The organism is Leptobacterium flavescens (assembly GCF_010671605.1).
GTDB lineage: Bacteria > Bacteroidota > Bacteroidia > Flavobacteriales > Flavobacteriaceae > Leptobacterium > Leptobacterium flavescens.
The window spans coordinates 220,487-240,818 of record NZ_JAABOO010000003.1 but is presented as its reverse complement, the minus strand read 5'-3'; the positions used below and the strand labels follow the sequence as shown (position 1 = coordinate 240,818).

Sequence of the window (20,332 nt, the reverse complement as noted above, 5' to 3'; positions counted from 1 at the left end):
TTAAAGGTTCATCTTTTTTAATTCCTTCACCGCGTGGTCTGCGGCCCTTGCCGTTAGTGCCATATAGGTAAGCGAAGGGTTCTGACATGCAGCAGAGGTCATCGCCGCTCCGTCGGTTACATAAACATTAGGCACCGCATGCAATTGGTTATTCGCGTTAAGCACCGAAGTTTTAGGATCCCGACCCATACGGGCAGTTCCCATTTCATGGATCCCGAGGCCTATGGCTCCGATATCATCCCAGGGTTCAATTTCCTTAAATCCTGCCTTATCCAGCATCTCCATCCCCTGAGCTATCATATCCTTACGCATCTTAAGTTCGTTTTCCTTAAAGTCTGCGTCAAAGGTAATTGTAGGTAATCCCCATTTGTCTTTTTTATTGTAATCCAGGTACATTTTGTTCTCATGGTACGGAAGGGTCTCTCCGAATCCCATAAGTCCCATCTGCCAGCCTCCGGGTTTCAGGATCGCATCTTTCAGCTCTTTTCCGTAGCTGAGCTCCCTGATACTCTCCGACCAGTCCTGGCGGCTTGCTCCACCCTGGTATCCGTATCCTCTGAGGAAATCCTTCTGATCCGTATCTCCTCCAAGGTTCCGGAATCTTGGAATATAGATCCCGTTAGGGCGTCTTCCCGTATAATACTTATCCTGAAAACCATCGAACTTGGCAACCGCCCCGGCCTTAAAGTGGTGATCCATAATATTGTGTCCCAGCTCTCCGGAATCATTCCCCATTCCGTTAGGGAACCTTTCCGATACCGATTGCATCAGAATAGAAGCAGAAGCTACTGCCGAAGCACAAAGGAAAATAACCTTGGCTTTGAACTCATAGGTCTGCATGGTTTCCGCATCGATCACTTTTACCCCGGTGGCACGCTTTGTATCCTTATCATACATTACTTCATAAACCACCGAATTAGGGCGAAGGGTCATATTTCCCGTTTCTGCCGCTGCCGGTAAAGTAGAGGAGTTACTGCTGAAGTATCCTCCAAACGGACATCCTCTCATACAGCGGTCCCTGAACTGACACTGGCTTCTTCCGGGTTTGGATCCCTGCGTAATATGTGCTGTTCTTCCTATGGTAAGTACTCTGTCATTATAATTACTGGCAATAGATTGTTTAAGGTGATCCTCCACACAGTTCAGCTCCATAGGCGGAAGGAAATTCCCGTCCGGAAGCTGAGGTAATCCGAGATTCTCACCACTCACCCCTATATAACTCTCTACGTAATCATACCAGGGCTTCAGGTCCTTATATCTTATAGGCCAGTCTACTGCTACTCCTTCCTTCGCATTCGCTTCAAAATCAAAATCGCTTAATCTGTAACTCTGACGTCCCCACATGATGGAACGTCCCCCTACATGATACCCTCTCATCCAGTCAAATCGCTTGTCTTCATTATAAGGGTGTTCGAGGTCGTTAACAAACCAGTGATTGTGTGCCTTGTTAGTAGTATATCCGGTTCGGTTCTGTTTAAGTTGTTTCTGGAGTTCTTCCTGAGGTAATTGCCCTCCGTTTTTAAACTCCCAGGGGTCTTTGTGCATGGTCGGATAGTCCTCCACATGCTTAACCATACGGCCACGCTCCAAAACCAGGGTTTTTAAGCCTTTTTCACAGAGCTCTTTTGCCGCCCATCCCCCGCTAATACCGGTTCCAACCACTATTGCATCGTATTCTTCTAAAGGTTCATTATAGTAAAACATAAGATGTTATTGGTTTTTTGAATATTATTGAAATTTATTAAAAATTAAATTATTTTTTTACATTTATCTGGCTTGTTTATTGAGAATTTCGTACTAAAACGTTTTCGTTGTTAAAATTTTAACAAAACTTTTTTTCGCCCGCTTTCATTTTCGGCAGAAATTCCAAAAAATAGAGCCTCGAAAGGAGCCTTTTTCAATTTTTTTTAAAAAAATTTTCGCTACAGTAAATTAATGTAGAAAGTGACTTTAGTTAAGACCATGGATCAGCTTCATCATTTCGAACATCAGGCAATGGCCACTCAGTTTTCCATCCAGTTAATACATGAGGATAAGGAATACGCTCAGAGTGTGGCACAAAGCTGCTTTATGAGGATCGATGAACTCGAATTAAAACTGAGTCGCTTTATTCCCGACAGCGATATTTCCAGGATCAACAAAATGCAGGATGGTACCGAACTCCTCCTGGATTACGAAACCTATGACTGCCTGAAAAAATCTATAGAGGTCATGCAGCTTACCAACGGGATCTTCGATATAGGAATGGCAAAATTAACGGATGTGTTCAGAGGCTTTAAAAAAGGGATCCTGAATATGGCCGAATACAAAAATGCCATTAAGGAAGTATTTGAGGAAAAGCAACAGGGAAGCATTTACCTGGATCCGGATGAGAAGAAAATATACTGTATAAAAGAAGGTATTAAAATAGATCTGGGCGGGATCGGAAAGGGCTATGCCCTGGATCAGATCGCACTGATCCTGAATGAACATCGCATAGACAGCTATGCTCTTAATGCAGGAGAAAGTACCGTACTGGTAAAGAATCATCCCGACCGGAAGCCGTTTTGGGAATACGGAATTGCCAGCATGAAAAGCGAAAAAGAATTAAAACTAAAAGATACAGCCGTAAGCGCATCCGGTTTTTACTGGAACGACCGGCATATTTTTAATCCCAGAACGGGAAATAACGACCAGACCCCCGAATTCGAAAGAGTGTGGTTAAGCTGTGATGAGGCAGCCTATTCGGATGCATATTCCACAGCTTTCTTTTTAATGAATGAAGCAGAGATAAGAGAAGTCATTAAAAGCACAGACACCATTAATTGGGGCGCATACAGTAAAGATGGAGAGATCCATTTTATATCGGATAACGCACATACATTAGAAATTTAATATAAAAGAACGAAGCATGTCAAATCAAACACCATCCGAAAAGAAAACATCCAAAGAAAGCAGGAGGGATTTTATTAAAAAGACGTCCGTTTTCGGAACCGGGATCATTCTGGCACGACCTTTCGGAATAAGGGCAAGTACTTTTTCGGTTTTTGACCAGGTAAATGTAGCCGTCGTGGGATGTGGGGGCCGCGGAAGCGGGATCATCTTCAGCAATATCCCTAAAATAGAGGGTTGCAACCTGGTAGCCGTATGCGATGTTATTGAAAGCAGGCGCGAAAACGCTAAACGCCGCTTTAAAGAACAACACGGAAAAACGGTAAATGCCTATGAGGACTTTTACGAAATGCTGGAGAAGGAAAAACTGGATGCCGTGGTACTGGCAACTCCGGATTTCTGGCATGCACCACATGCTATCGATGCCCTTAATGCAGGTTTGCACGTGTATTGTGAAAAAGCCATGTCCAACAGATTGAAGGATGCCCGAAAAATGGCAGAAACCATGAAAAAAACCGGGAAATACCTTCAGATAGGAAGACAGAGGCGCAGCAACGACAGGTACAGGTTTACCTATAAGAACCTCATCCAGAAAGAAAAGATGTTCGGGCGCCTCACCCATGCTACGGGCCAATGGAACCGCTCCAAAATATGGACTCAAATGCCCAATAAAAAGGACAATATCGACCTTAATAAATTAAGGAAATACGGCTTTGAATCTATTGACCAGGTATACAACTGGAGGAATTACAAAAAACTGGGAGGCGGAGTAGTTTCCGATCTGGGGTCCCATCAGATAGATATCTTTAACTGGTTCTTCAATGCATATCCGAAAACGGTATATGCTACCGGAAACAATTCTTATTTTGGTTATGAGCAGGCCGATACCATGGCTACCATCCTGGAATATGACACTCCTTCCGGACCGGCCATAGGGATCTATGAGAATATCTCCAATTCACGCGCCATAGGAGTCTATGAACGTTTTATTGGCGATCAGGGAGCTTTTATAATTTCTGAAGGCAAAGACAATAAGATATACAGGGAATCGGCAGTAGAAGCCAGTAAATGGCAGAAATATATAGACAAGGGATATATTGAAAATGAAGCCGGCCTGGCAAAGTATAAAGCAAAAGAAGTGGGGGATTCCGGGATCAAGGAAACCGCACCACAGATCAGTTATAAAATAGATCAGATCAAGGATATGGATGTGGTATATAACCTGCCCGCCCATACCGCTCACCTGAAGAACTTTATAGAGACCGTAAGAGGAAATGAAACCCTCAACTATGACGCGGTGGAATCTTATAAGAGTGAGGTTTGCATCTATAAGATCCACGATGCCATAAATAATGGTGGAAAACGCATCAGGATCAGGGCATCTGAATACGAAATTTAATATACTCAACACAACCAAAACACACCATCATGCAAAGAAGAGATTTTGTTAAGAACAGCGCGCAATTCGGACTGGCGCTATCGGTACTGGGACTTGCAGCCTGTGCAAGATCTAAAGATAAAAAAGAAGAACAGCTATCGGAAGAAAACGCATTGCAGGAGGCTGCTCCGTTTTTTAAACTTTCCCTGGCACAATGGTCATTACACAAAGCTATTTTCGATAATTCCTTAAACCCGATGGACTTTGCTGCCAAGGCAAAAGCACTCGGATTTGAAGGTATCGAGTTTGTAAGCCAATTATACAACACCGGCGATGAGAACAACCGCACTTTAATGATGCCGATGGATACGCTGATCAAGGAACTCAATATGAGAAGTAGCGATGCAGGGATACAGAACCTGCTTATCATGATTGATGGGGAAGGCGATTTTTCCGTTAAGAGTGAAGCCGACCGAAGTCAGGCAGTTGAAAACCACAAAAGATGGGTAGATGCAGCCAGCGGACTCGGATGTCATTCTATCCGAGTGAATCTTTTCGGGGAGACCGATCCGGAGATCTGGAAAGAAGTCTCTGCAGATTCCCTGAGTAAGATATCGGCCTATGCTGCCAAAAGCAATATCAATGTCCTGGTTGAAAACCACGGATACCTGTCGTCTCACGGACAATTACTTACCGAGGTGATGAAAATGGTTAATATGGATAATTGTGGTACCCTTCCGGATTTCGGGAATTTCTGCCTTAAAAGAGAAGGTGGCGCCCGCTGGGAAGCTTCCTGTGTGGAAGAGTACGATAAATACAAGGGAGTTGAAGAACTTATGCCGTACGCCAAGGCAGTAAGTGCAAAGTCCTATGATTTTGATGCGAACGGAAATGAAACTACTATAGATTACCAGAAAATGCTTCAAATTGTAAAGGATGCCGGTTATAAAGGATTTATCGGAGTGGAATACGAAGGAAGCAGGCTAAGTGAGGAAGAAGGAATAATTGCCACAAGGGATCTTTTAATTTCAGCAGCCAAAAAACTAAGCTAAATAATCAAACAGATGAATAGAAAAATACAGTTTCAACTCTCGTTAATGATGTTCCTGGAATTCTTTATCTGGGGAGGATGGTTCGTAACCCTGGGAACTTTTTTAGGAAACAACCTGAATGCCAGTGGAGGTGAAATAGCCCAAGCTTTTTCCACGCAGTCCTGGGGAGCAATTATCGCCCCGTTCATTATTGGGTTAATTGCCGATCGCTATTTTAATGCCGAACGTATTCTGGGAATACTCCATCTGGTAGGCGCATTTTTGATGTATCAGATGTCAAATGCCACAGATTTTAATGTATTTTATCCATATGTACTGGGATATATGATCCTGTACATGCCAACTCTGGCCCTGGTTAATTCGGTTTCCTTTAATCAGATGAAAGATCCGGCAAAACAATTTCCGTTTATAAGAGTATGGGGAACTGTAGGATGGATCGTAGCCGGACTGTTAATAAGCTTTGCATTTAAATGGGATTCTCTCGAAAATATAGAGAATGGCCTGCTGGCAAATACTTTTATGATGACTGCAGTAGCTTCTGCTATTCTCGGGCTTCTGAGTTTCAGTCTTCCCAAGACCCCTCCTAAAGTAAACAAAGATGAAAAAGTAACGGTTTCAGACATTCTGGGGCTCGACGCCTTGAAATTACTTAAGGACAGGAATTTCCTGGTGTTCTTTATTTCATCGGTACTCATATGTATTCCTCTGGCGTTCTATTATCAGAACCTGAGTCCTTTCCTCACCGAGTCTAAAGTGGAGAATTCAACCGCCTGGGCATCCGCAGGTCAGATCTCGGAGGTGCTCTTTATGTTGCTGTTGCCATTCTTCTTTAAAAAATACGGTTTCAAAAAAACTATTTTGGTGGGAATGATCGCCTGGGCAGTCAGATACGTGCTATTTGCTTACGGAAATGGAGATTCTCTTTTCTTTATGCTGGTCCTTGGGATCGTTCTGCATGGGATCTGTTATGATTTCTTTTTTGTATCGGGGCAGATCTATACGGACAGCAAGGCAGGAGAAAAATTTAAAAGTGCCGCTCAGGGCCTTATTACCCTTGCCACCTACGGTGTCGGGATGCTGATAGGATTCTGGGTAGCCGGAAAAATTACAGACGAATTCGCAAGACCCGATAACACCCATGTATGGGAAACCATCTGGATCTACCCGGCAGCTTTTGCCTTTGCGGTGATGTTGCTTTTTGGAGTCTTGTTTAAAAACGAAAAAATAGAATACAATAACTGATGCGAAAACTCAGAATGGGAATGATAGGTGGAGGACAAGGTTCCTTCATCGGCGATGTTCATAGAAAAGCGGCCGCTATAGACGGGATGATAGAACTGGTATGCGGAGCTTTCAGCAGCAGTGCTGAAAAATCAAAAGCGTCAGGAAAAGCACTTTTCCTGCCGGAAGAAAGATGCTATGCCAACTTTGAGGAAATGATCCTCGCAGAAAAGGAATTGGCTCCGGGAGAACGCATGGATTTTGTTTCTATCGTAACTCCGAATCACATGCACTTTGCGCCTGCAAAAATGGCTCTGGAAAACGGTTTTCCTGTGGTTTGTGACAAACCTATGACCTTAACTATTGAGGAAGCAGTAGAGCTGGAAGCACTGGTAAAACAAACGGGCCTTCTTTTCGGGCTTACTCATAATTATCCGGGAAACCCTATGGTTAAACAGGCCCGGGCAATGGTAGCCAAAGGCGACCTCGGGGATATCCGGAAAGTGCAGGTACAATACCTGCAGGGATGGATGGCCACAGCGGTCGAAAAGACAGGTCAGAAACAGGCCTCATGGAGAGTAGATCCCAAGCGTTCCGGGATCGGAGGTGCCCTGGGGGATATAGGAACCCATGCCGAAAACCTGGTAGAGTTTATTACCGGTTTGCAGATAGAAGAACTGGCAGCCGACCTCGGGAGGTTCGGAGAAGGCAGGATCCTGGACGACGACGGGAATCTTCTGCTAAGATTGGAGAACGGGGCCAAAGGCACCATGTCTTTCTCACAGATCGCAACCGGAGAGGAAAACAACCTGGCAATACGGGTTTACGGAGAAAAGGGAAGCCTGGAATGGCATCAGGAAGATCCCAACAAACTTTTTACCCGATGGCTGGACAAACCAATGAAGGTATTCACCCCGGGAGGAAATGATCTTTATGATGAAGCGGCTTCTGCTAGCCGTATCCCTTCAGGACATCCCGAAGGATACCTGGAAGCCTTTGCAACGGTATACAGGAATTTTGCCACTCACCTGATGGCCGTTATGAACGGAGATAGTATCGAAAGACCCGATTACCCTTCGGTAAGCGATGGCGTAAGAGGAGTTAAATTTATTTACGCGGCAGTGGAAAGCGATAAGAACAACGCTGCCTGGACCAAGATCAATTAATATAGTAGGATGAAAACAATAAAAGGACCTGCGGTCTTTCTCGCACAGTTTGTCGATAGCAAAGCTCCCTTCAATACCCTGGACGGGATGTGCAAATGGGCTGCAGATTTAGGATATAAAGGAATACAGATCCCCACCTGGGAAAACTTTCTGATAGACCTGGACAAGGCTGCGGAAAGTCAGACGTATTGCGATGAACTCAAGGGAAAGATCAACTCATACGGACTGGAGATCACAGAGCTGTCTACCCACCTTCAGGGGCAGTTGGTAGCCGTACATCCGGCCTATGATCTTATGTTCGATAACTTTGCACCCGATGCCGTTAAGAACAACCCGAAAGCCCGTACGGAATGGGCTGTAGAGACCGTAAAGAAGGCTGCTGTTGCCAGCAGAAGACTGGGATTAAATGTACACGCCACCTTTTCGGGAGCTCTCTTATGGCACACATTTCATCCCTGGCCGCAAAGACCGCCGGGGCTGGTAGAAATGGGCTTTGAGGAACTGGCCAAACGATGGCTTCCTATCCTGGATGTTTTTGAAGAGAACGGGGTTGATGTCTGCTACGAAGTACATCCCGGAGAAGACATTCACGATGGAGTTACCTTCGAGCGTTTCCTGGAAGCTACGGGAAATCACAAAAGGGTGAATATCCTGTACGACCCGAGTCATTTTGTGCTTCAGCAACTGGATTATATTGAATACATAGATCACTATCACGAATTCATCAAGGCTTTTCATGTAAAAGATTCCGAATTCAACCCTACCGGAAAAAAAGGAGCTTTCGGGGGTTACGGCGATTGGATTGACCGTGCCGGAAGGTATCGCTCTCCGGGAGACGGGCAAATAGACTTTAAGACCATTTTTTCCAAGCTCACCCAATACGGATGCGATGTATGGGCGGTAATGGAATGGGAATGTTGTATAAAAAGCCCCGAGCAGGGAGCTCGTGAAGGGGCACCCTTTATTAAAAACCATATCATAGAAGCCACGCAGAAGGCTTTTGATGATTTTGCCGGAGGGGATATCGATAAAGAACAACTCAGAAAAATATTAGGCCTTAACGAATAAAAACAAAACGATGAAAAAACTTAGCATTCTTATCATAGCCGCCATCATGGTTACAGCCTGCGGCCAGACACAGACCAAAGAAGAAAAACAGGAAGAAACCGCCAAGGTGGAAGAGCAGAAACAGGAACCTACCAAACCTGAAGAGACGGAAGTATGGGAACCGGAACCTGCTCCAATTTCCTTTAATGCCAATAATGTTCCCTCAGACGCAGTGGTGCTTTTTGACGGCACCAGCCTCGATGCCTGGGAAAGCAGTAAAAGCCCAGGAGAAGCAGCGGGCTGGATCATCAACGACGATGGCTCTATGAGCGTTAAACCAGGGACGGGAGATATACAGACCAAAGCAAAATTCGGAAGCATACAATTACATCTCGAATGGAAAGCTCCGGCAGTTATTGAAGGTGAAGGACAGGGTCGCGGAAACAGTGGGGTGTTCTTTCAGAACAGGTATGAAGTGCAGATCCTGGACAGCTATCAGAACAGGACCTATTCTAACGGACAGGCAACCTCTGTTTACAAGCAGCACATTCCCCTGGTGAATGCCACCAAACCGAATACCGAATGGCAGACCTATGACATTATTTTTCATGAGCCGGAATTTGATGCGGAGGGAAATAAGACAAGATCGGGAACGTTCACGGTTATTCACAACGGGGTTCTTGTACAGGATCATGTAGAAATACAGGGAACAACAGAATATATAGGCTGGCCCAAAAACGCAGCACACGGAAAAGATATCATCAAGCTTCAGGACCACAGCAATCCTGTAAGTTACAGAAACATCTGGGTACGAGAGCTGTAAATTCCCGTACCAGTTATTGTTGATCTGATGAAGGATCCTTTTTGAGGACTAGAGGTGAGAATAGTCTTTGAAAAGGATCTGTTTATTTATGTGGTTGTTTTAAAAAGTTTTTAATAATACAGAAAAAGATCTTCATATAATTCCCCTTCTCCCCGTGGGAGAAGGTCGGCCTGCCAAAAGGCAGGTTGGGATGAGGGGCAGCCCTCACCTTAATCCTCTCCCAGCGGGAGAGGAGATAAATATCTTTAAACAGGAGCTTTTTTTGAAAAAAGAGGGGTTAGTATAATTTACGATTTCGGATTGACGATTGCTAAATGATTCCTCATTATACAGATTGTCCCCTTGAGGGGACTTCAGGGGTGTAAAAAACCTCCCACCCACTTAAAAGCAGGAATCTTCCTCCCTTCGACTGCGCTCAGGGTGACAGGAGGATTTGTTCTCCCCTGGAGGGGAGAAAACAAGAGGGGTATCTCCAGACTCTTATCAATCAGGAATAGATTCTTAATTAGGCTCAGCTACATATTTTCAATACTTTTGGTTTTGTTTACCTTTGTGCAACTTTTAATTAGTACCTATGATAAAATCGATGACCGGTTTCGGTAAAAATGTTATTCAGCTTCCGACCAAGAAAATAACAGTGGAGTTAAAATCACTCAACAGTAAAAACCTGGACTTGAATGCCCGTATCCCTTCAATTTACAGGGAAAAGGAGCTGGAACTTCGGAACATGATAGCAAAATCGCTGGTCAGAGGTAAGATCGATTTTGGACTGTACATTGAAATTACCGGGGAAGAAACTTCTACCCGGGTAAATGAAGGGGTTGTAAATGAATACATCAAACAATTAAAAGGATTATCCCTTCCGGGTGTCGGGAGTGATCAGGATGTCGAATTGTTGAAGATGGCAGTACGTATGCCGGATGCACTGAAAACGGAACGGGATGAAATTGACGAAAAAGAATACAAGGCCATCAAGGAAGCTGTAAAAGACGCCCTGGAGGAAATTAATAAGTTCAGAGGGTCTGAAGGAAAAGCACTGGAAAGCGATTTTACATTGAGGGTAAACAATATCACAGCTCTGTTGGAAGAGGTAAAAAAGATAGATCCGGAACGTATGGATCAGATAAGGGTTCGCCTGGAAAAAGCAGTTTCCGAGATCAAGGAAAATGTCGATGCTAATCGTTTTGAACAGGAGCTGATCTACTACCTTGAAAAATTCGATATTACCGAAGAAAAAGTACGTCTGGCCAATCACCTGGAATATTTTATCACCACGCTGAGCTCTAAGGAATCCAATGGAAAAAAACTAGGTTTTATCTCCCAGGAAATGGGAAGAGAAATAAATACCATGGGGTCTAAAGCCAATTACGCGCCTATGCAGCAAGTAGTGGTGCAAATGAAAGATGAACTGGAAAAAATAAAAGAACAACTCTTAAACGTACTCTAATGAAGCAGGGAAAGCTTATTATTTTTTCCGCTCCCTCCGGATCGGGTAAAACCACTATAGTAAGGCATCTTTTACAATACCCGGAACTAAACCTGGAATTTTCTATCTCGGCCACTTCCAGAGCACCGAGAGGTGAAGAGGTAGACGGGCAGCATTATTACTTTATTTCCCTGAAAGATTTTAAAAACCATATTAAGAACGGTGATTTTCTGGAATGGGAAGAAGTGTACAGGGATAATTTTTACGGAACTCTTAAGACCGAGATCGAGCGTATCTGGGCTAAGGGAAAACACGTTATCTTCGATATTGATGTGGTAGGCGGTCTGAGAATTAAAAAGAAATTCCCCGATCAAACCCTGGCGGTCTTTGTAAAGCCTCCAAGTGTAGACGAGCTGAAGATACGCCTGAAGAAAAGAAAAACAGAGAGTGAGGACAAGATCAATATGAGGGTAGCTAAAGCTTCAGTAGAACTGGCTACGGCTCCTCAGTTCGATACGGTCATCAACAATATTGATCTGGATACTGCCAAGGCAGAAGCCTATGAATTGGTAGCAAATTTTATCGGCCTTAATAAAGCAGAAGAAAAATGAGAAAAAAGATAGGGTTATACTTCGGTACTTTTAACCCTGTTCACAGCGGGCATCTTGCCATTGCCAATCATATGGCGGAATTCAGTGACCTGGATGAGATATGGCTGGTCATTACCCCTCATAATCCCTTTAAGAAAAAGAGCTCTCTTCTGGATAATCATCACCGCTATCAGATGGTTTATGAAGCAACAAAAGATTACCCCAGGCTAAAGCCTACCGATATCGAGTTTAAGCTTCCTCAACCCAACTACACGGTAAATACCCTGGCCTATATTCAGGAGAAGTATCCTCTGCACGAATTTGCGCTTATTATGGGCGAGGACAACCTCAAGAGCTTCCACAAATGGAAGAACTACGAGGTGATCCTTAAGAACCATCATATCTATGTTTATCCGAGAGTATCCAAAGGGCAGATCCCTGACGAATTCGAAGGGCATGAAAGAATACATCCGGTTGATGCTCCGGTTATGGAGATCTCATCCACCTTTATCAGGAACGCTATCAAAGAAAAGAAAAACATCCGGCCGTTACTTCCGGAAGCAGTGTGGAAGTACGTAGACGAGATGAATTTTTACAGGTAAAAAAGAAACCGCCCTCAAGTATTGCTACCAGAGAGCGGTTTCCAAACTAAATAACCAACCAAAAAAATCAACTATATTGTAATACTTTTTCTTTCACTCTTTCTTTCTATGCTCATCGTAGGAAGTACTTTTTTCTCTCGCTTCTTTGCTTCATTTGTTCCTCTCAGGAACTCTATGTACCCTCTACCTTTAAACTCATAAACCGTGCCAGAATTCGGGTGAAATAATTCTATAGTATTATCATTAATAACGGTGAGCTCAAAGTAATCATTATTCAAAAAGTCATAATCTAATGTTAAAGTTTTTACGTACAAATCACCCTTCACATTTTGCACACTATAAACACCTTCATAATCCCAAAATATATTATCAATTCCCGTGCCATTTTTGTCTGTTGAGGACCTAAAAATGGTATCATCACCTGTTAAAAATTGTAAAAAATTCTCAGCATCAAACTTATTAATCGCTCCTTCCTGGCTTGTATATGTCTTTTCCCATACTTCATACTCCTGTAAAAAATAAGTGATATTGTCATAGAACACCAGGTCGTAATCAAAATTGTGCCTGTAATAACCTGTCAGGTAATAGGAAGTATTGGACGGCCTGTGATACATTCTGATTCTGTTGGCACTCAGAGGAAAAACCTCCAGTTCCATATAACCGTCGGCATCATGGGAAACCTCGAGAAATTCGCCATAGGTATCGTAATCTCCAATATCTATTCCGAGTCCGTTTCCTTTATCTCCAATACCCACAAGATTGTTGTTGGCATATAATACTCCTGACCTGAAAGACACTGTAAACGCCTTCTGTAAAAAAGGTACTTCCCCGTTTCCTGTGGTCTCATTAATATTTACATACCAAAGATCATAAGAGGTCAGTAATTGGTTTAACGAAAAGACAGGTTCTTCGATAATAATATCATCTTCAATGATTACCTGAGTATCGCAGGAAACCGTCATCACAAACAAAAATAAAAATCCAAATAGTAGTTTTACAGCTTTCATAGGCTTGTCTTTTAAGGTTACAATTAGGCCTAACCAATTAATATGCCAAAATTTTTAACCTATTGATAATCAGCATTTAACAAGATGGTTGTTTTTTTATTTATTTTTGGCACCAGAATTAATACTTTATGGACAAGTCACCAAAGTTTGCAGTTTTAGGAGGAGGAAGCTGGGCAACTGCAATTGTCAAAATGTTAACTGAAAATCTGGATGAGATCGGGTGGTATATGCGAAGTGTTTATGCAAAGGAACATTTGCTGAACGCCAAACATAATCCCAACTATCTGAGTTCTGTAGAATTTCATACAGAGCAGTTAAAGATCAGCAATGACATCAATGAAATCATCTCCGAAGCAGACTATCTTATTTTTGCCATTCCATCGGCATTTTTATCCAAGGAGCTCGAAAAGATAAATGTTTCTTTAAAAGACAAGATCGTCTTTTCGGCCATTAAGGGTATTGTTCCCGAAACGGGGCTGATCGTCGGGGAGCATTTCCACAAAGAATACGATATTCCTTTTGAAAATATAGGGGTCATCACAGGGCCTTGTCACGCAGAGGAGGTAGCCCTGGAGCGACTTTCCTATCTTACCATTGCCTGCGCCGACGAAAAAAAGGCAAAGCTCGTGGCCAAATGTGTGAGCAGCGACTATATAAAGACCAAGATCTCCGACGATATTATCGGAACGGAATATGCCGCCATGCTTAAGAATATCTACGCTATTGCAGCCGGGATTGCTCATGGTATGGGATATGGGGATAATTTCCAGAGTGTTTTGATGAGTAATGCCATTCGGGAGATGAAACGCTTTATAAAGCGCATTCACCGTATGAAGAGAAATATCAACAACTCTGCCTATCTGGGCGACCTGCTGGTAACGGGTTATTCGGTTTTCAGCCGGAACCGTATGTTCGGTAATATGATAGGTAAAGGCTATACGGTAAAAAGCGCCATGATGGAAATGAATATGGTGGCCGAAGGTTATTATGCGGCTAAAAGTGCCCGCCTTATCAACGAAAAATTCAAAAGCAGAAATACGCCCATCATAGACGCGGTATACGAGATCCTCTACAATGGAAAGGAAGCCAAGAAGGTATTTAAAAAACTAACGGATCGCCTGGATTAATGGATTACCATCTGAAAGAACCATCTGCTTCACTCTCCCCTTTTATCAGGAGCTTTTGGTCCTTAAATGATGATAGCTCCCAAAGCGGAAAAGAAAAAATAATTCCCGACGGTTATCCCGAACTCATCTTTCACTATGCCGATCCTTACAGGGTAAACATAAGTGGGCAATGGGAACTTCAGGAAAAGGAACTCCTTGCCGGACAGATCAGGAATCATTTCTTTCTCGAGAATACCGGAAAAACAGGAATGTTCGGAATTAAGATGCAGCCCACTGCCCCGAGAGAACTCTTCGATCTGCAAATGGACCTGCTTACAGACAAAGTAGTTCCGCTTAAGGGAGAACTCCTTCAAACTTTATCACCTTTAAAACAAATAGCCTGTTCCTCTGCAGGTTTTGAGGAAAAAGTGAGTGCTGCCGAAAACTGGTTCACCGCTTATCTGGAACAAAAAGAGATAAAGGAAAACCCGGTCCGTACGGTGGTATCAAAGATCATAGATTCCCAGGGGGTAATTAGTGTAGATGACCTGCAGGAATATACTTCCGTATCTATGCGAAGCCTGGAACGCAATTTTAAGATGGCTGTCGGGCTGTCGCCCAAGTTCTATATCAGGATCATCAGGTTCTCCAATATCTTCAGAAGTGTAGAGGAAGATTCCAAATGGTCGGATATCGTATATCAATGCGGATATTACGACCAATCTCATTTTATAAAGAATTTTAAAGAGTTTAGCGGGAAAAACCCATCTGATTACGGTTTTGATGAAAAAACCATGGCAAATTTCTTTCTCTCCCCGCCAAAAAACTGAGTGGCGTTTTTTTACAATACATTTTGCCGGACAGCTTTTATTTTTGAGAACAGAACCAAATAAATTTAAACAGATGAAAAAAGTTTATCCCCTTTTGTTTTTAATGGCCCTGTTCACTGTACAATCCTGTGCACAGGACAATAAACTCCGTTTTCTTGAAGGTACCTGGAAAGTAGAGAACAAGGAAACTTATGAGGAGTGGAAAGCAGACGGTAAGGACGGTTTAACAGGCAGGTCCTATCGTATCAGGGACGGGAAAGAGATCACCACAGAGCGCCTTCAGATCAGAAAAGACAAGAAGGATATTATCTACACCGCCACCGTTTTAAATCAGAATCAGGGTAAGGGGATCGACTTTAAACTCAACCGGGAAATAAAGGAAGTCTTCGCTTTTGAAAACCCGGAGCACGATTTTCCGAAAAAGATCATTTATACCCAAATAGGCGATAACAAACTTCAGGTAAAAGTACTGGGAGAGAACGACAAAGGCTTTATTTTAACGATGATTAAACAATAATTAAGAATTAAATTCCCTATTTTTAGCTTAAACCATCTCCTCTAAACAAACAAGCTAAAAATGAAAAAATTACTTCTCATCGGTCTGCTCCTTTTGATCTATTCCTGTAATAAAGCAGAAAAAATTGCTTCTGCGGAAGCCAGCCTCAGCAGGCTTGCGGATTATACGGATACCGAATACGGCTTTCTTGAAGTTCCGGAAAGCCGGGAGTCCAACAGTGATAAAAAGATAAAACTGGCCTATATTGTCCTGAAGGCAAAAAGCGAGAATCCCAAACCCGATCCGATCGTTTATCTGCAAGGTGGTCCCGGTGGCTCTACCCTTTTTATGGCGGCTTTCTGGGAGAATCATCCGCTGAGAAATGACCGGGATATCGTGCTGATGGATCAGCGTGGTACCGGACTTTCCAATGCAGTATGTGCTGATATGGGAAATGAACTGATCGATGTTTTATCTATGGATCTCAATTCGAAAGAAGAGTATGAAGAAGTAAAAAAGCGATTAAAGAAATGTAGGCAGGAGATCTCGGAGAAAGATTTTGATCTTTCTGCTTATAACAGCAGGGAAAATGCAGCAGATTTTGAAGATCTCCGTAAAGAACTGGGTTACCGGCAGTGGAACCTGTTCGGAGGATCCTACGGTACCCGCCTCGGGCTTACCTATATGAGAGATTTTCCGGAGAAAGTACGTTCGTCGGTATTATTTGGGGTCTTTGCTCCCGAATCCGATCTCTACAGCAACTTTATCTCTAATTTCAACGCCTCCCTTTCCAAAACCTTTGAGGCCTGTGAGAATGACCCGGACTGTAATGAGAAATATCCCGATCTGAAAAAACGCTTTTTCGAAACGGTGAATGCTTTAGATAAGAAAGCAGTTGTTTTTGAGTACCAGGGGAAAGATTTCCACCTGAATTCTCAGGATATGCTCCTGCTAACGCATCAGCTGCTTTACAGCAGATCTACCATCGGTTTGGTACCTGCTTTTGTGGAAGCAGTTAACTCAGGAGACGAAAGAACTTTGACACAGGCACTGCAAAGAACGGTTGCCACCACCAATCTTATTAATTTTGCCATGTATCTTTCGGTAAACGCCTATGAGGAATTGCCCTTTAACGGAGCCAGGGATCTGGAAGAAGATCTGAAGAACAATCCCGATTTTATTACGGGGCCTTCTTATTTTAATTACGATGCAAAGATCCTTGAAAAATGGCATCCTCACAGGGCCGGGGATATTGAAAATGCTCCCGTAATATCTGATATTCCAACCTTATTTGCCAACGGGCGTTTTGATCCAGTAACACCTACCAGTAATGCCAGGCAAGCCGCCAAGAGTGTGAAAAATTCCTTTTTTGTAGAATTCCCGACAGACAGTCACAGTTTGTTTAACCCGTGTTTCTTTAGAATATGCAGGGAATTCCTGGACAATCCGGCAACAAGTCCGGACCTCTCCTGTGCATCGCAGAGTTTTTCCATTCCGTGGTTTTAGATCCTGTCGAAACCGAAGTCGGAATGCTGCTCTACAAGATTTAGCATAAGACTTCTGTACAGATCGATCTTTTCCTCATCCAATGCAAAAACATCAGCAAATTCTGCAAGGACCACCTCCAGTAATTTGCCAATACTTCCGATATCGAAGTACAACCTTCCCGTTCTCCGGATAAGGAAGTCCATCGGGCTTTGTACCATCTCATATTGCAGACTAAAACCTAGTTCGGCACGGATCATTTTTGCATAGGTATCGCCTTCGTTAAAAGTCCTGTATTTTTCCAGGATCCATTCGGTCTGCCTACCGTAATTAGATACCAGATACCAGGCGTCATAATGAGTAAATCCGTCGTCTTTGATCCGGGCAAAGACCTCTTCTATATATGATTTCACTTCATTATAATCGAGAAAGGGGCCGCCACATAGGGGGATCTCATCCGTAAAGTTCTTTTTGAATTCCCGTTCATAGTCCTCTTCATACTTCCGGCATACCCTGTTCACCACTCTCTCGGCCATTTTCCGGTAACCCGTGAGTTTCCCTCCCGCAATGCTGAAAAGGCCACTATCTGAGGTAAAGATCTCATCCTTACGGGACAATTCCGATGCCGATTTTCCCTCTTCGTGAATAAGGGGCCGAAGTCCGGCCCAGCTGGAAATAATGTCTTCCATTTCCAGGTTCACTTCCGGGAACATATTGTTAACTGCTGAGATCAGATAAATGGCATCTGCCAGGTTTACGGAGATCCTGTCTTTATCATCCTCATAATTGGTATCAGTAGTTCCCACATAGGTGATCTTTCCTCTGGGAATGGCAAATATCATCCGCCCGTCGGGAACATCGAAATAAACCGAATGCTTTACAGGGAGCTTTTCATATGGAAAGACCAGGTGGACTCCTTTGGTCAGGTGCAGACGCTTTCCTTTTTTTGATTTGTTTACTTCCCTTAATTCATCTACCCAGGGGCCTGAAGCGTTTATTACATATTTAGAGCGTATTTCGTATTCCTCTCCGCTTACCTCATCCTCTACCTTAACCCCTCTTACCGTTTCATTCTGATAAAGGAAGTCACAGACCTTCGTATAATTTACAGGAGTGGCATCATACTGCAGGGCTGTTTTGATATTTTCGAGCGTAAGACGGGCATCATCGGTTCTGTATTCCGCATAGTATCCGGCTCCTTTAAGGATCTCTTCCGGGAGCAGGGGCTCAAGATCCATGGCCTCTTTTTTCTCCAGCATTCTGCGTTGATCTTCGCCTTCCACCTGAGCCAGGATATCGTATACTTTAAGTCCTATGGAGGTTAACCATTTTCCATAGGAACCATGCTCAATAAGCGGAAGCAGCATTTTTTCCGGGATAACCAGATGCGGTGCCAATTTGTGAACGATAGCCCGTTCAGATCCCACTTCCTTTACCAGCCAGAAATCGAATTGCTTTAAGTAGCGGAGGCCTCCGTGTATGAGTTTGGTAGATTTACTACTGGTTCCGGAGGCAAAATCGTTCTTTTCGACGAGTGCGACTTTTAGTCCGCGGGAAGCAGCGTCCAGCAGGATACCGGCTCCGGTAATCCCTCCTCCGATAACTACAAGGTCAAAAACTTCACTCCTTAGTTTTTCGACATATCGTTCTCTTTTAAGATTGGAGAATTCAACTCTCTTCATACCAGTTTTTTGTTCTTTTAACAGCTTTTTTCCAGCCTTTATACAATTCTTTTCTTTTGGCTTTTCTGAGGACAGGAGTAAATATGCGTTCCATCTTCTTATTACTACTGACGCTCTCCTGGGTCCACATCCCAACTCCAATCCCTGCCATAAATGCGGCTCCCATGGCGGTAGATTCTATATTCTCCGGCCGGAGTACTTCGGTATTCAGGATATCGGCCTGGAACTGCATCAGGAAATTATTGGCACAGGCACCTCCGTCTACCCGAAGGTTCATTAATTTGGTTCCGGAATCGTTTTGCATGGCTCTGATAATATCTTTGGTCTGATAGGCCAGTGATTCCAGGGTGGCCCTGGCTATATGGTTCTTTCCGGTATCTCTGGTAAGTCCAAAAATAGCCCCGCGTGCATACATATCCCAATAGGGAGCTCCCAGTCCTGCAAATGCAGGGACCACATATACCGGATTTTCTCCGGTTACCTTTTTTGCCAGTTCCTCCGATTCTTCAACGGATTCAATGATCTGAAGTCCATCTCTCAGCCACTGTATAGCCGCTCCGGCTATAAACACACTTCCCTCCAGGGCATAATACACTTTTCCGTTTATTCCCCAGGCAATGGTGGTAAGAAGTCCGTGGTCTGAAAACTGAGGATCCTCCCCGGTATTCATCAACATAAAACATCCGGTACCATAGGTGTTTTTTGCGGTGCCTTTTTTAAAGCATCCCTGCCCGAACAGTGCTGCCTGCTGATCTCCTGCTACCCCCCAAACAGGGATCTTTTCTCCTTGTATATCGAAGCTTCCAAAATCTGCGATCGAAGGTCTTACTTCGGGGAGCATTTTTACAGGTATTCTAAGTTCTTCAGCAATTCTGTCATCCCATCGTAATTTTACGATATCAAATAACATGGTTCGCGAAGCATTACTATAGTCGGTAGCGTGAATTTTTCCTTTGGTCATATTCCATATCAGCCAGCTGTCTACGGTCCCAAAAAGTAGGTCTCCCTTCTCTGCTTTTTCCCTGGCACTCTCTACATGATCCAGGATCCATTTGATCTTGGTAGCTGAAAAATACGAATCGATGACCAGGCCCGTCCTATTCCTGATATGCTCTGAAAGTCCTCTGTTTTTCAGGTCTTCACAAATAGCAGAAGTGCGTGTATCCTGCCATACTATGGCATTGTACACCGGTTTTCCGCTATGCCGGTCCCAAACCACTGTAGTTTCCCGCTGGTTGGTAATACCTATAGCTTTTATTTCGGATGGGGTCACTTTATTCTTTTGAAGAAGCCGGTCCAGGACTTCCAGTTGTGTCCTTAATATTTCTGTAGGATCATGTTCTACCCAACCCGGTTCGGGGAAGATCTGTTCGAACTCTTCCTGTTCAATTCCGACGATCTTTCCTTTACTGTTTATTAAGAGTGCTCTGGAGCTGGTAGTTCCCTGGTCTAAGGAAATAATATATTGGTCTTTCATGGCGGAATACAGGAATAAGAGTTTGTTCTAAAAATACACTTTTATAAATAGGATGACAAATATTTTGGGAGGT

18 protein-coding genes are annotated in these 20,332 nt (G+C 43.5%); 14 read left to right on the top strand and 4 right to left on the bottom strand.

Features of this window, described 5'->3' with window-relative positions:
* Nucleotides 1–1,704 carry a GMC oxidoreductase gene (locus tag GWK08_RS13290; protein WP_163607715.1) on the bottom strand — a complete coding sequence of 568 codons (1,704 nt, stop codon included), beginning with the start codon at nt 1,702–1,704 and terminating at the stop codon, nt 1–3.
* Nucleotides 1,705–1,944: 240 nt separating this feature from the next.
* On the opposite strand from GWK08_RS13290, the gene GWK08_RS13285 reads away from it, so the two are divergent.
* The 10 genes from GWK08_RS13285 to nadD all read left to right on the top strand — a co-directional run bounded on the left by GWK08_RS13285 (nt 1,945) and on the right by nadD (nt 12,176).
* Nucleotides 1,945–2,874, top strand: coding sequence for an FAD:protein FMN transferase (locus tag GWK08_RS13285; RefSeq protein WP_163607714.1), 930 nt, complete (start codon nt 1,945–1,947; stop codon nt 2,872–2,874).
* A 16-nt stretch (nt 2,875–2,890) separates the two neighbouring features.
* Complete coding sequence (locus tag GWK08_RS13280; protein WP_163607713.1) at nt 2,891–4,270, top strand: Gfo/Idh/MocA family protein; 1,380 nt, start codon at nt 2,891–2,893, stop codon at nt 4,268–4,270.
* Nucleotides 4,271–4,299: 29 nt separating this feature from the next.
* Nucleotides 4,300–5,301 carry a sugar phosphate isomerase/epimerase family protein gene (locus GWK08_RS13275; protein WP_163607712.1) on the top strand — a complete coding sequence of 334 codons (1,002 nt, stop codon included), beginning with the start codon at nt 4,300–4,302 and terminating at the stop codon, nt 5,299–5,301.
* Nucleotides 5,302–5,313: 12 nt separating this feature from the next.
* Nucleotides 5,314–6,543 (top strand): nucleoside permease, encoded by a 1,230-nt coding sequence (locus GWK08_RS13270; protein ID WP_163607711.1) that lies wholly within the window; start codon nt 5,314–5,316, stop codon nt 6,541–6,543.
* Entirely contained in the window at nt 6,543–7,688 is a 1,146-nt protein-coding gene (locus GWK08_RS13265; RefSeq protein ID WP_163607710.1) for a Gfo/Idh/MocA family protein, read from the top strand. The genes GWK08_RS13270 and GWK08_RS13265 overlap by 1 nt, the downstream gene beginning before the upstream one ends.
* 9 nt (nt 7,689–7,697) lie before the next feature.
* On the top strand, nt 7,698–8,756 hold the full coding sequence (locus GWK08_RS13260; RefSeq protein WP_163607709.1) for a sugar phosphate isomerase/epimerase family protein: 1,059 nt from the start codon (nt 7,698–7,700) through the stop codon (nt 8,754–8,756).
* 10 nt (nt 8,757–8,766) lie between these two features.
* Nucleotides 8,767–9,558: a 3-keto-disaccharide hydrolase gene (locus tag GWK08_RS13255; RefSeq protein ID WP_163607708.1), complete on the top strand. Its 792-nt coding sequence runs from the start codon at nt 8,767–8,769 to the stop codon at nt 9,556–9,558.
* Between the two features lie 574 nt (nt 9,559–10,132).
* Nucleotides 10,133–11,005 (top strand): YicC/YloC family endoribonuclease, encoded by an 873-nt coding sequence (locus tag GWK08_RS13250; RefSeq protein ID WP_163607707.1) that lies wholly within the window; start codon nt 10,133–10,135, stop codon nt 11,003–11,005.
* Nucleotides 11,005–11,595 (top strand): guanylate kinase, encoded by a 591-nt coding sequence (gene gmk / locus GWK08_RS13245; protein ID WP_163607706.1) that lies wholly within the window; start codon nt 11,005–11,007, stop codon nt 11,593–11,595. Before GWK08_RS13250 ends, gmk begins: the two co-directional genes overlap by 1 nt.
* Nucleotides 11,592–12,176 carry a nicotinate (nicotinamide) nucleotide adenylyltransferase gene (gene nadD / locus GWK08_RS13240; protein WP_163607705.1) on the top strand — a complete coding sequence of 195 codons (585 nt, stop codon included), beginning with the start codon at nt 11,592–11,594 and terminating at the stop codon, nt 12,174–12,176. Before gmk ends, nadD begins: the two co-directional genes overlap by 4 nt.
* 71 nt (nt 12,177–12,247) lie before the next feature.
* Here the strand turns inward: nadD and GWK08_RS13235 are convergent, their stop codons facing one another.
* Nucleotides 12,248–13,183 (bottom strand): nicotinic acid mononucleotide adenyltransferase, encoded by a 936-nt coding sequence (locus GWK08_RS13235; protein WP_163607704.1) that lies wholly within the window; start codon nt 13,181–13,183, stop codon nt 12,248–12,250.
* 128 nt (nt 13,184–13,311) lie between these two features.
* Between GWK08_RS13235 and GWK08_RS13230 the strand changes: the two genes are divergently transcribed.
* From GWK08_RS13230 to GWK08_RS13215, 4 genes are all read left to right on the top strand, one after another.
* Nucleotides 13,312–14,310, top strand: a complete 999-nt coding sequence (locus tag GWK08_RS13230) for an NAD(P)H-dependent glycerol-3-phosphate dehydrogenase (protein WP_163607703.1) — start codon at nt 13,312–13,314, stop codon at nt 14,308–14,310.
* A complete protein-coding gene (locus GWK08_RS13225) occupies nt 14,310–15,119 on the top strand; it encodes a helix-turn-helix domain-containing protein (RefSeq protein WP_163607702.1) in 810 nt (269 codons plus the stop codon). Before GWK08_RS13230 ends, GWK08_RS13225 begins: the two co-directional genes overlap by 1 nt.
* 73 nt (nt 15,120–15,192) lie before the next feature.
* A complete protein-coding gene (locus GWK08_RS13220; RefSeq protein ID WP_163607701.1) occupies nt 15,193–15,636 on the top strand; it encodes a DUF6265 family protein in 444 nt (147 codons plus the stop codon).
* 60 nt (nt 15,637–15,696) lie between these two features.
* Nucleotides 15,697–17,121 (top strand): alpha/beta fold hydrolase, encoded by a 1,425-nt coding sequence (locus GWK08_RS13215; RefSeq protein ID WP_163607700.1) that lies wholly within the window; start codon nt 15,697–15,699, stop codon nt 17,119–17,121.
* Here the strand turns inward: GWK08_RS13215 and GWK08_RS13210 are convergent.
* Nucleotides 17,118–18,782: a glycerol-3-phosphate dehydrogenase/oxidase gene (locus GWK08_RS13210; protein ID WP_163607699.1), complete on the bottom strand. Its 1,665-nt coding sequence runs from the start codon at nt 18,780–18,782 to the stop codon at nt 17,118–17,120. The two genes, GWK08_RS13215 and GWK08_RS13210, sit on opposite strands and share 4 nt — an antisense overlap.
* Nucleotides 18,769–20,259: a glycerol kinase GlpK gene (gene glpK / locus GWK08_RS13205; RefSeq protein ID WP_163607698.1), complete on the bottom strand. Its 1,491-nt coding sequence runs from the start codon at nt 20,257–20,259 to the stop codon at nt 18,769–18,771. Before glpK ends, GWK08_RS13210 begins: the two co-directional genes overlap by 14 nt.
* Nucleotides 20,260–20,332: the final 73 nt, after the last annotated feature.